Origin of the sequence: Planotetraspora sp. A-T 1434, assembly GCF_025420585.1 — a bacterium.
Classification (GTDB): Bacteria; Actinomycetota; Actinomycetes; order Streptosporangiales; family Streptosporangiaceae; genus JAOEGB01.
Genome location: NZ_JAOEGB010000012.1, coordinates 99540 through 114475 on the forward strand (window position 1 = coordinate 99540; position 14936 = coordinate 114475).

The following is a 14936-nucleotide window of genomic DNA, read 5'->3' on the forward strand; positions in this document are numbered from 1 at the left end:
TTGGGTGGAGGAAAGGGGAAGCTCACAGTTCGACCCGTACGCCACCATTGTCGAGGCTGCGGGACGCCGCTTCCAGCAAACGCAGAACTCGCAGACCAGAACGTCCGTCGGTCAGCGGGGCGCGGCTCTCGGTGATGGCGGCCGCGAACTCGGCCATCACCCCGCGCAGCGCCTCTCCCTCCGGAAGGGCGGGCACGCGGATGTCACCGAGCCGGTAGGAGATCAGGGCCTGGCGGCGCTCGTCGAGCCCCAGTTCCCCGGCCTGACGGTCCACGCCGCGGTCGTACACCCCGATCCGCTGGGAGGGGTTGAGGTCGTCCCAAACGATGGTGCGTCGAGACCCGCCGAGCACCATCGTGCGGATCTTCGTGGGGCTCAGCCAGTTGACGTGGATGTGGGCGATGACGCCGGTGGACAGCCAGACGGTCAGGTAGGCCACGCAGGACCGGCCCGCACCGATCGGGTCGGAGCCGTGCGCGGCCACCGCGACCGGAGTGACGTTCTCAGGGAGGACGAAGTCGAGGATGGACAGGTCGTGGGGCGCGAGGTCCCACAGGACGTCCACGTCGGGCTGGACCAGCCCGAGGTTGATCCGGACAGAGTCGACGAACTGGACGTCACCGATCTCACCGCCGCGCACCAGCTCACGGATGTGCCGTACGGCGGCGGTGTAGCAGTAGGTGTGGTCGAGCATGAGGGTCAAGCCCGACCGCTCGGCCAGCTCGACCAGCTTGGCCGCGTCGTCCGCGGACGGCGTGATCGGCTTCTCTACCAGCACGTGCTTGCCGGCCTCCAGCGCGGCCCGGACGATCTCGAAGTGGGTGGCGGCCGGTGTCGCGACCGCGACGGCCGCGACCGCCGGGTCCGCCAGCACCTGCTCGACCGATGTGGTCGCCCGCACCGTGGAGTAAGCCCCCAGCACCGACTGGGCACGCTGGAGATCCAGATCGCAGAGCCACTCCAGCCGTAGCGCGGGCGTGGCCTGCGCGTTGCGCACCAGGTTGGGGCCCCAGTAACCGGCCCCGATGACCGCCAGCCCGATTGGTGAAGTCACTGCTTTCCCCTCTTGTCACGGTGGGCATGCGGCGGGCCATGCCCCGGTGCCGAGGCATGGCCCGCCGTCATCTCTAGGGTTGGAAGACGACGTCGACCCAGTAGTTGGCGCCGTTGTAGGTGTTGTTCGGGAACTGCGAGGAACTGCCGTAGGCGTACACGCCGTTGCCGGCCGCGCCGCCGCCGTTGGCGAGCGCCGTCAGGTGGCCGTTGGTGGCCGGTCCGGTGTTGAAGTACGCGCTGTCGGCCGAGTAGTGGCCGTTCGGCGCGTAGTAGGAGGCGACGTACGTCGTGTTCGCGGAGATCGACACCGGTGAGGTGAACGTCAGCGTCTGCCACCCGCCGGACGTCTCGCCGCTGAACGTGCCGGAGGCCAGGGGGGTGCCGTCGGCCGCCCACAGGTTGCCGATGTGGGTCCCGGTGTTCCCCGGCCCCTTGTAGAAGCGGATCCCGGTGATCTGCCCGGCCGTGTCCGAGCTGAACTTGACGCCCAGTTCGATCCCCGAGCCGTCGTTCTCGGCCGCGACGCCGGGCACGGTGTCGCTCTCCCAGATCGAGCAGGGGCAGGAGCCCGTCGTGGTGAAGGACCACGGCGTCGAGGACATGGTGTTGCCCGCGTCGTCCTTGGCCCCGCTGACCGTGACCGTGTACAGGGTGCCGGCCGTCAGCGCGGCGCCCGGGGTGAAGGTCAGGACCTTCCTGGTCGAGTCGAGCGACGCGGTGCCGCTCACCGTGGTGTTGCCCGGCCCCTCAACCGTGATCACCGGAGTGCCCGTCTGGACCGGCTCGCTGAAGGTCGCCTTGACGACGGCCGACGTGGAGACGCCGGTCGCCGCGTCGCTCGGGAGCTTGCCCTGGACGGTGGGGGCGGTGGTGTCCGGCGGCACCGAGAACACCACGTCCACCCAGTAGTTCGACGCCCCCCACGTGCCCGTGGGGAACCGCCGCGCGCCGTACGCGTAGAGGCCGTTGCCCCCGTCCGCGCCGTCGGCCAGCGCGGTCAGCGGACCGTAAGTGACGGCGGACGACAGCCCGGAGTTGTCGACCGAGTAGTAGCCGGTCGTGGTGTGGTACGACGCGACGTAGGTCGTCCCGGCCGTGACCGCCACGGGCGAGGAGAACGTCACCTGCTGCCAGCCGAGGGTCGACTCGTTGGAGAAGGTGGCCGACGCCAGGGCCGTGCCGCCGGCCGACCACAGCGTGCCGATGTGGGGGCCGGTGTTCGACGCCCCCTTGTAGAACCGGATGCCCGTGATGTAACCGTCGACGGAAGCGCGGAACTTCACGCCCAGCTCCAGCTCGTTCGGGTCGTTGGCGCTGACCGTCCCGGGGACCGTGAGGTCGTTCCAGATCGAGCAGGGGCACTGGCCCGGCGGCAGCGTCGCCTTGGCCGTCGTGAACGTGTAGCTGTACGTGCCGGACATGGTGTTGCCCGGCACGTCCTTGGCCCCGCTGACGGACACGGTGTACTTGACGTCGGCGGCGAGCGGGTTCGCCGGGGTGAAGGTGATCTTCGTGGCCGCGCCGTCCAGTGAGACGTTGCCCGCGACGGTGTTGTTGGCCGCGTCCTTCACGGTGACGTTCGCCGTGCCGCTCTGGATTGGCTCGTTGAAGGTGATCGTCGGCGCGACGCTCACCGGGACGCTCGACGAGCCGGCGAACGGCGTCGAGCTGTTGACGCCGGGCGGGAAGGTGTCCTGCGTGGCGAACACCACGTCGACGCCGTAGTTGCCGCCGTTGTAGGTGCTGTCAGGGAATCCCGCCCCCACCCGGTAGACGCCGTTGCCGCCGTCGTCACCGGCCTTGAGAGCGGTCAGCGGCGCACGCTTGTACGCCTGGCCCCAGAAGCCGCCCGGCGTGGACGCGTAGTGCCCGGCCGGGGCGTAGTAGGACGCGATGTAGGTGGTGTTGGCCGACACCGTGACGGCGTTGGGGAAGGTCAGCGTCTGCCATCCGGTGGAGGTCTCGCCCGAGAAGGTTCCCGTGGCGAGCAGCGTGCCGTCGGCCTTCCACAGCGAGCCCGTGTGCGTGCCGGTGTTGCCCGTTCCCTTGTAGAACCTGACGCCGGTGACCCAGCCGTTCTGGGCGGCGCGGAACTTCACGCCCAGCTCGACGGCCGAGGAGTCGTTCTCTGCGGCCTTCACGGGGGTGAAGGAGTTCGGGAAGATGGTGCATGGGCAGTTCACGGTGACGTTGCGGCCCGCACCGGGCGTCTCCAGGTTGGAGCTGTCGTCCACCGCCCGGGTCTTGATGTTCACCGTGCCCGACCCGGTTGCGGTCCAGGAGTAGGTCCAGGTCTCCCGTCCCGTCGCCGGATGCCAGGTGGCGCCGCCGTCGGTGGAGACCTCGACGCCGCCGACCTTGCCGCCGCCGCTGTCCAACGCGGTGCCGCTGATGGTGACCGTGGTCCCGCTGTTCAGCGAGGTGTTGGCGACCGGGCTGACGATCGTGGAGGTCGGCGCCGTGTGGTCGGACGACGCGGTGGCCGAGTTCAGGCCGGACATCAGCGACTTGGGCTGCACGCCCATGTCGGCGAAGAGGTTCACCGTGGCCTGCTGCATGCTGGCGTCGACCGCCGGGGTGTCGCCGTCGTGGTTGTCGTCCAGACCCCAGGACCACTGGACGGTGCCCGCGCCGAAGACCAGCGCCCCGCTGGGCGCGCGGTACATCGTGAGGCTGTGCGTGGCGGTGTCCGCCGCGACGTTCGACCCCCAGTCCTGGACCTTCGCCGGGACGCTCACCGTCGTGGACGACATGTGGAAGAGACCGGCGGGACGCGAGCCGTTGTCCACGTCCTCGTCCCACTCGTATCCGAGAGTGCCGTCGGGCAGCGTCGTGGACAGGCCCAAGGTGGCCCGGCTGGCGAGGTTGCTGTTGCGCCAGAGCCGCATCTTGCCGTCCGCCGACGGGACCGTCATCGCGTACGTGCAGCAGTTGACCGTCCACAGCGTGCCGGTCAGGCTGTTCTCCGGCCTGCCGCCGTCGGCGGGCGGGCTGAACCGCGGGTCGCGCCAGGTGCCCGTCCAGGCGGCGTTCGGGTCGGTCTTCGCGTTGTCGTGGGTCTCCTTGTAGGTCACCAGCGTGCGGTACGGCGCGCCGTTCGCGCCGTTCTCCCACCGGGTCTTCCAGAAGACCTCGTTGCCGCTGAAGAAGGCCAGGTTGACCCCGGCGTCCCTGGCCGCCTCGAAATTGGCCCGCTCGGTGGCCGACCAGTACTCGTCGTGGCCGACGGAGAGCAGGGTCTTGTGGTTCAGCAGCGCCGCGCCGTCACGGCCGGCGTCGAGGCTGCCGATGTAGCTCACGTCGTAGCCGTTGCGCTCCAGGAAGCGCACCATCGGGTACTCGGAGTTGAAGAAGAAGTCGCGGCCCGTCGTGCCGACCCGGGTGTGGAACGGGCGGTTGTAGCTCAGCTTGACCGCGCGGCCCGTGGCCGTGTTGGCGGTGCCGCTGTAGAAGCTGTTGCCACCCCAGTCGTTGTACGCCTGCCAGGTGGTGTCCGAGGTCTTGAAGAGAAGGTCGCTGGTGCTGGAGTCGTTCCGCACCACGAACACGATCTTGTTGCCGTCGGTCGTGCCGTCCGTGCGCACGAGGTGCGCGAAATAGACGCCGGAGATCTGGCCGGACGGGACCGCCCAACTGGCGGCCGTATTCCAGGAGCACTCGGTCAGACCGGTCGTGTCGTTTGTGGGACACGTTGCCGGGTTGGCCCGGGCGACGGAGACGTTGGGTGTCAGGTCCGTGATGAACCGGGCGCCGTTCCCCTGGTAGTAGCCGACCCGGTAGACCTTCACCGTGAAGGCCGTGGCGCTGGTCCGGATCTTGAAGTTGATCGTCGTGCCGGGTGCCACGCTGAACTGGTCGGAGTATCCCTCGATGGTCTCTCCGTCTGAGACCTCGTACTCCGAGTCCCACTCCTCCGGGGACGTGCCCGGGTTGTTGTTCTCACAAGTAATCGCGTTTCCGCCGGAATCGCAGGGTCCCGCCGCCTGCGCCGGAACGGGTATCGCGAACACAGCGGCGAATAACGCGCTGAAGACGGCGATCCGAACTTTCATTTCTGTGCCTTACGGGGAGCGGTGCCACTGGCGCACCAAGCGCCAATCGTTCACCAGGAGAAACCCAAATAAACGACGTCACCTGCCAGCCGATGGTTTACCGCCGTCGGCCGCAAACTGGAGCGATCCAGCAATCTCACTCACTCTCAGCTCACTCTCAGCTCACCGCCACGGGAGACCGGGCGTCACGCGCCAGAAGACGGGGCGTTCCGGAGCCGTCCGCGGGCACCGTCCACACGTCCGTGGTGTTCTCTCCGCGGATCCGGGCGTACATCACATCGGCGTCGTCCAGCCACGCCGCCTGGTCGTCGACGCTCGCGGGCTCGGCCAACTCGACGTCACGGCCGCTCGCGAGGTCGAGCACGTGGAGCCGCCAGGGACCGCCGACGGCGTTCTGGACCTTCTTCTTGTAGACGAGACGGGTGCCGTCCGGGGAGAGGGACGGGCACTCGACGTTCTCCCGGAGCGTCTCCATGCGGCGCTTGGCGTAGTCGCCCCGCACGAGATAGGTGCCGCCCCCGGTCGAGACCGTGGCGTAGAAGCGGTTGTCGTCCTTCGCGAACGTGACGCCCCAGTAGTTGACGTCCGACGCGCGGTGGACGCGGCCCTTCAAGTAGAGCGTGAAGTCCTCCAGGGTGTTCACCACGGCGCCGGTCCTGGTGTCGAGGATGCCGGTGCGCGTGGAGAACCCCCCGCCGACGTAGGAGTCCCCGTTGACGAACACGGTCCACGAGACCATGCGGCCGCTGGCCGACACCCGGGCCCGGCTGGGCGCGCCCGGAAGCTCGATCCGCCGCGTCTCGCGCAGCCGGTCGTCGACCGTGACCGCGTAGAACCTCGCCACCGCCGCGCGGACCGCGGTGAGGCACACGCCCGTTCCGGACGCCGCGTAGAAGCGCACGCACTCCAGCCCCGACACGCTGCGCGGGCCGTCCGGCGAGGACCTGCCGGCCGAGGCCACCCGGCCGCCCCCCGCACCCGCCGTCACGACGAGCAGCGTGCCCGGCTGCTTCAGATCGATCTGGGCGGAGGGCGCGGCGGCCCTCTCGGCCGTCCGCGATCCCTGGCGCACCTCGTCGGCGGCCCGGGCCGCGTAGACCGCCGCCACGACCGCCAGCAGGGCGGCCACGACCGCCAGGACCACCAGCCGGGTCCGCGTGCTCATCTCGCTTACTCCGTCCGATATCAGGCGGGGACGAGCAGGTGCCCGTCCTCCATGTACTTCTCGCCCGTCTCGGGACAGGTCCACAGGCCGTCGCCCGACTCGGCGAGCGGCCGCCCGGCCCGGCCGACCCACCCGATCCGCCGCGCGGGATTGCCCGCGACCAGGGCGAAGTCCGGCACGTCCCGGGTGACGACCGCACCGGCCCCGACCAGCGCGTAGCGGCCGATCGTCTTCCCGGCCACGATCACCGCGCGGGCTCCGATCGCCGCCCCCTCACGGACCACGACTCCGAGGGCCTCCCAGTCGCCGTCGCGCTTCAGCCGCCCGTCGACGTCGGCGGAGCGCGGGTAGGTGTCGTTGGTCAGCACGGCCGCCGGGCCGACGAAGACGCCGTCCTCCAGCACCGCCGGCTCGTAGACCAGCGCGTAGTTCTGCAGCTTCACGTTGTCGCCCAGCACGACGCCGGGGCCGACGTAGGCGCCCCGTCCCAGGATGCAGCCCGTCCCGAGCTTCGCCTTCTCCCGGACCTGTGCCAGGTGCCAGACGGTCGTCCCCCGGCCGATCTCCGCGCTCGGATCGACATCCGCGGAGGGGGCGATTCTGCGTTCTTCGGTAGTCATGCCACTCTCCCGTGAATAATCCGTTCCATGCCGACTTCTGCGATGCCGACTGCTGCGATGAGCGTTATCATCCCCGCCCACAACGAGGCGACGGTGATCGGGCGGCTCCTGTCGGGCCTGCTCACGGACGCCGAGCCGGGCGAGATCGACGTCGTGGTGGTCGCCAACGGCTGCTCGGACGGCACCGCCGACGTCGCGCGGAGCTTCCCGGGAGTCCGCGTGCTGGAGACGCCCGTGCCGTCCAAGCGCGAGGCGCTCCGCATGGGCGCGGCCGCGGCGGCCGCCTTCCCGGTGCTCTACGTGGACGCGGACGTGGAGCTCGGCACCGCCGACGCGAGGGCGCTGTGCGCGACGCTCGCGCGGGACGGGATCCTCGCCACGGCGCCGGAGCGCAGGCTTCCGCTGGCCGACCGGCCCTGGCTCGTCCGGTCCTACTACGCCGTGTGGACCCGCCTGCCGGAGGTGCGGGCGGGCCTGTTCGGCCGGGGCGTCATCGCCGTGAGCGAGAAGGGACAGGCGCGGCTCGACGCCCTGCCTCCCGTGATGGCAGACGACCTGGCGGCCTCCCTCGCGTTCGAGCCGGGCGAGCGGGCCGTCACCGAGACGGCCTCGGTCGTGGTCCACCCGCCGCGCACGATGGGCGACCTGATGCGCCGTCGCGTCCGAGCGGTGACCAGCGTGGCGGAGCTCGGCGAGAAGACCGGCCAGCCAGGGGGACAGGCCCGGACGAGCGTGCGCGACCTCCTCGGCATGGCCCGCGCGCCGCGTCTGATCCCCCACCTCGCCGTCTTCCTCGCGGTGACCGTGCTCGCCCGGGCCCGCGCCCGCAAGGCCGTACGGCGAGGTGACTTCTCCACCTGGCTTCGCGACGAGAGCAGCCGTTAGCGACGTCACGAAGAAGACCGGGGCGGCCACCCTCGGCTCCACCTGGACCGGGCGCCCCACAGCGCGCGCCAGTCGTCGCGCTGGGAGGTGGGACGGCCCTGCCGCTCGGCGTCGGGAGGGCTCATCCACCGGCTCGCGACGGCTCGCAGCAGCACCCCGGCCTTCAGCAGCAGGACTCCCGCCCAGCGCGTCCCCGGCGGGAAGTGCCGCCTGATCAGGGTCACCTTGCCCGTGTGGAGCATGACCTGCTTGCGCAGGCTGCTCGACGACAGGCCGCCCGGATGGACGAACGACGCCGCGGCCGTGACCATCGGCCGGTAGCCGATCCTCGCCGCCCGCAGGCACAGGTCGGCGTCCTCGCCGTACATGAAGAAGGCGCGGTCGAGCCCACCCAGTTCGTCCCAGGCGTGCCGGTCCACCAGCATCATCGCGCCCGTGACGATGGGCACGCCGAATTCCTCCGCGACGTCTCCAGTCCAGGGCCGCGGCGTCTCCGGGTCGAGGAGCCTGTGGCCGGGGAACACCGTGGTCAGGCCGAGCCCGAAGCACAGCGCCGACCAGAGCGTGGGCCTGCCCCACCACGAGCGCGGGTCGCTCTCCCCGCTCTCGGTGACGCACCGTCCGCCGATGATCCCGGCGCGCGGGTTCCTCCGCGCCGCGTCGAGCAGGGCGGCCACCGCGCCGGGGTCCAGCTCGGCGTCGGGGTTGACGAACAGCAGGTGCCTGCCCCTGGCGACCCGCGCGCCCGCGTGGCAGCCTCCGGCGAAGCCGTCGTTGTCCTCACGCGCGACGATCCGGGCGCCGGGCGACGCCTCCCTCGCGACCTCCACCGTGTCGTCGCCCGACGCGTTGTCGACGACGACGAGCTCCCCGGTCAGGCCCGCGCCGCTCAGCTCCTCGAGCGCCCGGTCCACGGCTTTCAGGCAGCCGGTGACGTATCCGGCGCTGCGGTAGGTGACCACGATGACGGAGACGTCGAGCTCGGTCCGCGCGGGGGGCGGCACGGCGGGGCGTCCGCCCTTGAGGCGCTCCAGCGCGGTCATCCGTACGAACGCGCCGTTGGTCGCGAGGTAGCGGGGGCCGAGCCGCCTCGGCTCCTGGAGCAACCGGTAGAGCCACTCCAGCCCGGCCTTCTGCCAGGCGACGGGCGCCCGCTTGACCACTCCGGCGAGCACGTCGAAGGAGCCGCCCACGCCGTGGACGACGCAGGCCCCGGTGTGCTCGCCCCACGTCTCGACGAAGATCTCCTTCTTGGGCGACGACATGCCGAGGAAGAGCATGTCCGTCCCGGCGGCGCGGATCTCCTCGGCCACCGATCGGGCCTCGTCGTCGGAGAAGTAGCCGTCCCGGGCGCCCGCGACCACCAGAGCGGGATGCCGCCTGCGGATCTCCGCGAGCATGTCGCCGAGCACCTCGCGGGTCGCCCCGAGGAAGAACACCCGGTGGCCGCGCCGCTCGCTTTCCGCCAGGAGCGACGTGAACAGGTCGATGCCCGCGACGCGCTCCGGGAGCGGGTGGCCGAGCAGCCGCGACGCCCACACCACGGCCTGCCCGTCGGCGAGGATCATGTCGCACTGGGCGACGGACCGCCGCAGGCCGGGGTCGGTGCGCATGTGCACCAGCTTGGCGGCGTTCACCACTCCGATCGACAGCAGGGAGCGCGCCTCGACGGCTGCGACGCACCGCTCGACGGCTCCATCCCCGGTGAGAGGGTCGATCCGGATCCCGAAGACGACCGCGTCGGCCCGCGGGGGCGCGCTCACCCCGCCAGCCCCTCGAACAGCCAGGCGTAGAGGAGCCACCCCAGCTCGTACGGCCGGCACTCGTGGTCCACGGCGACGGGCGGGTACATCTTGTCGAGCACCGCGACCCGCGCGCCCCGGTTGATCGCGGTGGACATCGCCCGTACGCCTCTGACGACCTTCTTCGGATCGTCGCGGGCGGCCTTGCGCCAGGTGAGGTCCAGTTCCTCGACGATCAGCTCCTCGCCGGTCTCCGGCCGCGAGGTCATCCAGCCGAGCCCCAGCGCGATCGCGTCCATGTACGGCGTGCCGCCCGCGTCGGCCAGGTCGAGCAGCGCCATCGGCGCCATGGAGAGCTGGTGGACGCTGTAGACCGGGTAGCCCTCGACCACCCCTCCGGTGCGGGCGTCGTAGTGCCACCACCACTGGCCCTCGGGCCCCTGGGCGGCGCAGATGCCTTCGGCGATCCGTTCGGCGGCGGCGAGCGCCTCGGAGTCGCCGCCGGCCGCCGCGTGCAGCCGGGCCAGGGCTTGCAGGGGGTAGACCTGGTCGGCGAAGCAGCCCACGTGGGCGCGGTACCACGGCGCGGAGCCGATGACGTGGCGGTAGAGCCGGTCGTCCCCGAGGCCCGTGAGCAGGCGGTCCCGGGAGCGCTCCAGGCGGCCGTCGATGCCTGGCGCGCCTCCGGCGGTCCTGACGGCGGCGAGTGCGGCAAGCGCCCAGGCGGCCTCGACCGTGTAGACCGCCCCCGTCGTCGCGTCCTCGATCTCGGCCAGCCTGGCGAGCGCCGCCCCCAGGTCGGAGTGCCCCGTCTCGGCGGCGGCCCAGCAGATCAGCGCGGTGTCGCCGAGACCGGTGATGTCCGGCAGGCGCTTGATCAGGTTGCCGGTGAGGTCGAGAGCGGTGTCGCCCGCGAGCGCGGCGCGCTGCGTCTTCTCCGGCAGCGTCGCGACGCCGAGCGCCACGATCGCGCTGTAGCGGACGCTGCGGCCCTCCGGAACGGCCGTCCAGCGGCCGTCGGGTCCGCGGTGCCCGCGACGGGTGAACACGAACTCCCCGTCGGCGTAGCCGGGCGGAAGTCCCCGGACCGACAGGTCGACCATCCGGTCGACGAGATCAGCGGCGTCCGGGCCCACCGAGCGGAGCCTGGTCAGACGGGTCACCGCTCCACCCCCCGGCAGACGCACGACATGCCGTGATTTCTACGTTCCACCGGTAACCCCATTCAGGTTCTGACGAGACTTGCCACTGCGGAAATCGCCACTGCGTAAAAGGAAGACGGCGAGCGCGAGGGCGGCCGCGAGCGCGGCGGCCATGACGCCGACGGCGCCCTCCGGCCCGAGCGCGGACCACAGCACGCCGAAGGACCAGGAGGCGGCCATCGCCGCGAGTGCCTGCCCGGTCTGCACGACGGCGAGGCCGGTGGCCCGCTGCTCCTCGGGGAGCAGCGGCCCGGCGAGCGCGCTCACCACCCCGTCCGTCGCCGCGTAGCCGAGCCCGCGCAGCAGGAGCACGGCCACCAGGAAGGCCGGATGGTGTCCGACGATCACCAGGACATAACAGGCCAGCAGCGCGCCGTACCCGCCGATGACGACCGGTGTCCGGCCGATCCGGTCGGCGAGCCGCCCGAACGGCACGGCCGCGAGGAGGTAGGCGGCCGACATCGCGACGGGGAGCAGCGGCAGCCAGCTCGCCGCGATGTCGAGCCGCTTCAGCAGGAGCAGGTAGAGGAACGCGTCGCTGATCGTGGCGAGCGACAGCGGCACGACCGCGAGGAGCACCCGGCGGAACGGCCCCGGCCCGAGCAGCCGGGCGGCCTGCCGCAGCGAGACCGCGCGGTGCGCCACCTCCCCGGCCGGCTCGCGGACGAACAGCACGAGCACGAGCACGCCGAGCACGGCGACGCAGAAGCTGGTCACGAAGACCGCGTCGTACGTCCCGAGGGCCAGCGACAGCACTCCGAACGCGGCGAGCGGGCCGATGAGCGCCCCGGCGGTGTCGAGCGCCCGGTGGACGCCGAAGGCGCGCCCCTGCGCCTCCGGCGGCACGCTGAGCGAGATCATCGCGTCGCGCGGGGCCGTCCGGAGTCCCTTGCCCGCGCGGTCCACGCCGATGACCAGCCCGAGCAGCGGCACCGACCGCCCGGCGGCGAGGAAGCCCAGCTTGGTGACCGCCGAGAGGCCGTAGCCCGTGCCGGCCACGGCCTTGCGCCACCGGAACCGGTCCGCGACATGCCCGCCGACCAGGCGCAGCACGGCCGTCGCGCCCGTGTAGACGCCGTCGAGCACGCCGAACTGGACGGTGCTCATCCCCAGGCCGAAGACGAGATAGAGCGGCAGGATGGCGGTGACCATCTCGGACGAGATGTCGGTCAGCAGGCTGACCATTCCGAGGGCCAGGACGTTGCCGGCGACGACCCGGACACGCGCGGATCCCCCGGTCGTGTCGGCGGGCCGGTCCCCCGCGCGCGCGTCGGACAGGTACATCAGGCCGCCAGCGAGGGCCAGGCGGCGTGGAGCGCGTCCCGCCAGTCCCGGATCGGGGGCAGCCCGGCGTCCGCCCAGCGGCCGTGGCCGAGCACGCTGCCGGCCGGGCGAGGGGCGGGTCTGGGGAAGGCCGTCGAGGCGACCGGGCGGACCCGGTCCGGATCGGCGCCCAGCAGGGCGAAGACCTCACGGGCCAGGCCGTGCCAGGTGGTGCTCCCCGAGCTGGTGCCGTGGTAGGTCCCCGCGGGCGCGCCCGCCTCGACCAGCGCGACGATCTGCCGGGCGAGGTCGGCCGTCCAGGTGGGCTGCCCGTGCTGGTCGTTCACCACGTCGACCGTCTCGCGCTCCCCGGCGAGCCTGATCATCGTCCGGACGAAGCTCGAGCCGGCCGCGCCGTACAGCCACGCGGTGCGGACCACGTAGCCGGTCTCCGGCAGGGTCTTGACGACCGCGTGCTCTCCGGCCAGCTTCGTGCGGCCGTAGGCGTTGAGCGGCATGGTCGGCGCGTCCTCGGCGTACGGCTCGCGCCCGGCGCCGTCGAAGACGTAGTCGGTGGAGGGCTGCACCAGCCGCGCGCCGGCGTCGAGACATGCCTCGGCGAGCACCTGTACGGCGGAGCCGTTGACGGCCAGCGCCTCGTCCTCACGCGTCTCGGCGTCGTCCACGGCGGTCCAGGCGGCGCAGTTGACCACCACGCCGGGCCGGAGCTCACGGACGGCCCGGCGGACGGCCTCAGCGTCGCGAAGGTCGAGCGCGGCCCGGTCCAGGGGCGTGACGTCGTGCCGCCCGGCCCGCAGCACGGCCACGAGGTCGGTGCCGAGCATGCCACCGGCTCCGGTGATCAGCCATCGGGTCATCGCTTCGCTCTCGGGGGGTCGGAGAGGTACGGAGGTCAGGCGTGCGAGGTCAGGCGTGCGCGGCCTTGAGGGGCCGCCACCAGTCGGCGTTGCCGGCGTACCAGCGGACGGTGGCCGCGAGGCCCTCGTCGAACGGCACACCGGGCTGGAAGCCCAGGGCCCTGAGCTTGGCGTCGTCGAGCGAGTAGCGACGGTCGTGACCCTTGCGGTCGGGAACCCGCTCCACCATGTCCCAGCCCGCGCCGAGAGCGTCGAGCAGTCTCCCGGTCAGCTCCACGTTGGTCAGCTCCGCCGTACCGGCGATGTGGTAGACCTCGCCCGGCTCGCCGGCCTCCGCGACGAGCCGGATCCCACGGCAGTGGTCGTCGACGTGGATCCAGTCCCTTACGTTGCCGCCGTCACCATACAACGGGACTTTTCGTCCTTCGAGGAGATTGGTGATGAATAGCGGAACAACCTTTTCGGGGTACTGATACGGCCCGTAGTTGTTGCCGCACCGCGTGATCGACACCGGGAGCCCGTAGGTGATCGCGTAGGATCGCGCGATCATGTCTCCGCCCGCCTTGGCCGCCGAGTACGGCGAGCGCGGGGCCAGCGAGGCGGACTCGTCCCACGACCCCGACTCGATCGACCCGTAGACCTCGTCGGTCGAGACCTGCACCACCTTGGGGACGCCCGCGTCGAGACATGCCTGCATGAGCGTCTGCGTCCCGAGGACGTTGGTGCGCACGAACGCCGCCGCGCCCTCGATCGACCGGTCGACGTGGGACTCGGCCGCGAAGTTGATGACGAGGTCGTGGCCGGGGACCACGTGCGCCAGCAGGTCGGCGTCGCAGATGTCGCCGTGGACGAAGTCGTACGCCCCGGAGACCGGCTCCAGGTTGGCGAGGTTGCCCGCGTACGTGAGCCCGTCCAGCACGGTGATCTTGTCGTCCGTCTCCGCGACGGCCGTGCGCACGTAGTGGGAGCCGATGAACCCGGCGCCGCCGGTGACGAGCACTCTCATTGGGAGATCTGCACCTTACTGTGATCGCCGAGCACGAGCCGGTGCGCCCGCGGCGTGTTGGGGGCGGGGGTGACCTCCACATCATGGCCGATCAACGAGGCCTCGATCCGGCGCACCCCCTCGATGGACGAGCGGGCCAGCACGATCGAGTACTCGATCTCGCTGCCGCTCACGCGGCAGTCCATGGCGACCGACGTGAAGGGGCCGATGTAGGAGTCCTCGATCACGGTTCCGGAGCCGATGACGACGGGGCCGACGATCCGGGATCCGCGCACCGACGCGCCGGCCTCGACGGCCACGCGGCCGATGAGCTCGGAGTCGCTGACGTCGCCCTCCACGCGGGGCTCCAGCGACTCGAGCACGAGGCGGTTGACCTCCAGCATGTCGGCGACGTTGCCGGTGTCCTTCCAGTAGCCCGTGATGAGGGTGGACTGGACGGCGCGGCCCGAGTCGATGAGCCACTGGATCGCGTCGGTGATCTCCAGCTCTCCCCGCCACGACGGCTTGAGCTCGGCCACGGCCTCGTGGACCGCCGGGGTGAAGAGATAGACGCCGACCATGGCGAGGTCGCTCTTGGGCTCGCGCGGCTTCTCCTCCAGGCCGACGACCCGGCCGTCCGCGTCCAGCTCGGCCACGCCGAACTGCCTCGGGTCCGGGACCCTCGTCAGCATGATCTGGGCGCTGGGCCGCTCGGCGCGGAAGCGTTCGACCAGCGCGTCGATTCCGCCGACGATGAAGTTGTCGCCGAGGTACATCACGAAGTCGTCGCCGCCCAGATAATCGCGGGCGATCAGGACGGCGTGCGCCAGCCCGAGAGGTGCCTCCTGGCGCAGGTAGGTGACCTCCAGGCCGAACGCCGAGCCGTCGCCCACGGCCGCCTCGATCTCGGCCTGGGTGTCCCCCACGACGATCCCGACGTCGCGGATCCCGGCGGACGCGATGGACTCCAGGCCGTAGAACAGGACCGGCTTGTTGGCGACCGGCACGAGCTGCTTCGCCTGGGTGTGCGTGATGGGCCGCAGCCGGGTGCCGGAGCCGCCGGCGAGCACGAGAGCCTTCATGGGGGC

11 protein-coding genes are annotated in these 14936 nt (G+C 71.3%); 1 reads left to right on the forward strand and 10 read right to left on the reverse strand.

The window, feature by feature from the left end; translation table 11 throughout:
- Positions 1-22: 22 nt before the first annotated feature.
- The 4 genes from N5079_RS17410 to N5079_RS17425 form a co-directional block, all read right to left on the reverse strand.
- On the reverse strand, positions 23-1054 hold the full coding sequence (locus N5079_RS17410) for a Gfo/Idh/MocA family protein (protein ID WP_261584895.1): 1032 nt from the start codon (positions 1052-1054) through the stop codon (positions 23-25).
- 73 nt (positions 1055-1127) lie between these two features.
- Positions 1128-5108, reverse strand: a complete 3981-nt coding sequence (locus tag N5079_RS17415; protein WP_261584896.1) for a DUF4082 domain-containing protein — start codon at positions 5106-5108, stop codon at positions 1128-1130.
- A 157-nt stretch (positions 5109-5265) separates the two neighbouring features.
- Positions 5266-6273: a TolB family protein gene (locus tag N5079_RS17420; protein WP_261584898.1), complete on the reverse strand. Its 1008-nt coding sequence runs from the start codon at positions 6271-6273 to the stop codon at positions 5266-5268.
- A 20-nt stretch (positions 6274-6293) separates the two neighbouring features.
- The gene (locus N5079_RS17425) at positions 6294-6893 is read right to left on the reverse strand and encodes an acyltransferase (protein ID WP_261584899.1); all 600 of its coding nucleotides are present in this window, start codon (positions 6891-6893) and stop codon (positions 6294-6296) included.
- A 57-nt stretch (positions 6894-6950) separates the two neighbouring features.
- Between N5079_RS17425 and N5079_RS17430 the strand changes: the two genes are divergently transcribed.
- Positions 6951-7778: a glycosyltransferase gene (locus N5079_RS17430; RefSeq protein WP_261584900.1), complete on the forward strand. Its 828-nt coding sequence runs from the start codon at positions 6951-6953 to the stop codon at positions 7776-7778.
- Positions 7779-7783: 5 nt separating this feature from the next.
- On the opposite strand, the gene N5079_RS17435 is transcribed toward N5079_RS17430, so the two are convergent.
- Genes N5079_RS17435 through N5079_RS17460 form a run of 6 tightly spaced genes read right to left on the reverse strand, consistent with a single transcriptional unit; the run spans position 7784 to position 14930 of the window.
- Positions 7784-9541, reverse strand: coding sequence for a WecB/TagA/CpsF family glycosyltransferase (locus N5079_RS17435; RefSeq protein WP_261584902.1), 1758 nt, complete (start codon positions 9539-9541; stop codon positions 7784-7786).
- On the reverse strand, positions 9538-10683 hold the full coding sequence (locus N5079_RS17440) for a hypothetical protein (protein ID WP_261584903.1): 1146 nt from the start codon (positions 10681-10683) through the stop codon (positions 9538-9540). The genes N5079_RS17435 and N5079_RS17440 overlap by 4 nt, the downstream gene beginning before the upstream one ends.
- Before the next feature lie 39 nt (positions 10684-10722).
- Positions 10723-12006 (reverse strand): MFS transporter, encoded by a 1284-nt coding sequence (locus N5079_RS17445; RefSeq protein WP_261584904.1) that lies wholly within the window; start codon positions 12004-12006, stop codon positions 10723-10725.
- On the reverse strand, positions 12006-12863 hold the full coding sequence (gene rfbD / locus N5079_RS17450) for a dTDP-4-dehydrorhamnose reductase (RefSeq protein WP_261584907.1): 858 nt from the start codon (positions 12861-12863) through the stop codon (positions 12006-12008). Before rfbD ends, N5079_RS17445 begins: the two co-directional genes overlap by 1 nt.
- Positions 12864-12912: 49 nt before the next feature.
- Positions 12913-13869 (reverse strand): dTDP-glucose 4,6-dehydratase, encoded by a 957-nt coding sequence (rfbB, locus tag N5079_RS17455; RefSeq protein WP_261584908.1) that lies wholly within the window; start codon positions 13867-13869, stop codon positions 12913-12915.
- The gene (locus N5079_RS17460) at positions 13866-14930 is read right to left on the reverse strand and encodes a glucose-1-phosphate thymidylyltransferase (RefSeq protein ID WP_261584911.1); all 1065 of its coding nucleotides are present in this window, start codon (positions 14928-14930) and stop codon (positions 13866-13868) included. Before N5079_RS17460 ends, rfbB begins: the two co-directional genes overlap by 4 nt.
- Positions 14931-14936 lie beyond the last annotated feature (6 nt).

Coding starts and splice junctions, on each gene's coding strand:
- rfbD (WP_261584907.1), bottom strand. CDS start 12,863: ATGACCCGATGGCTGATCACCGGAGCCGGTGGCATGCTCGGCACCGAC.
- N5079_RS17425 (WP_261584899.1), bottom strand. CDS start 6,893: ATGACTACCGAAGAACGCAGAATCGCCCCCTCCGCGGATGTCGATCCG.
- N5079_RS17430 (WP_261584900.1), top strand. CDS start 6,951: ATGAGCGTTATCATCCCCGCCCACAACGAGGCGACGGTGATCGGGCGG.
- N5079_RS17415 (WP_261584896.1), bottom strand. CDS start 5,108: ATGAAAGTTCGGATCGCCGTCTTCAGCGCGTTATTCGCCGCTGTGTTC.
- N5079_RS17445 (WP_261584904.1), bottom strand. CDS start 12,006: ATGTACCTGTCCGACGCGCGCGCGGGGGACCGGCCCGCCGACACGACC.
- N5079_RS17420 (WP_261584898.1), bottom strand. CDS start 6,273: ATGAGCACGCGGACCCGGCTGGTGGTCCTGGCGGTCGTGGCCGCCCTG.
- N5079_RS17460 (WP_261584911.1), bottom strand. CDS start 14,930: ATGAAGGCTCTCGTGCTCGCCGGCGGCTCCGGCACCCGGCTGCGGCCC.
- rfbB (WP_261584908.1), bottom strand. CDS start 13,869: ATGAGAGTGCTCGTCACCGGCGGCGCCGGGTTCATCGGCTCCCACTAC.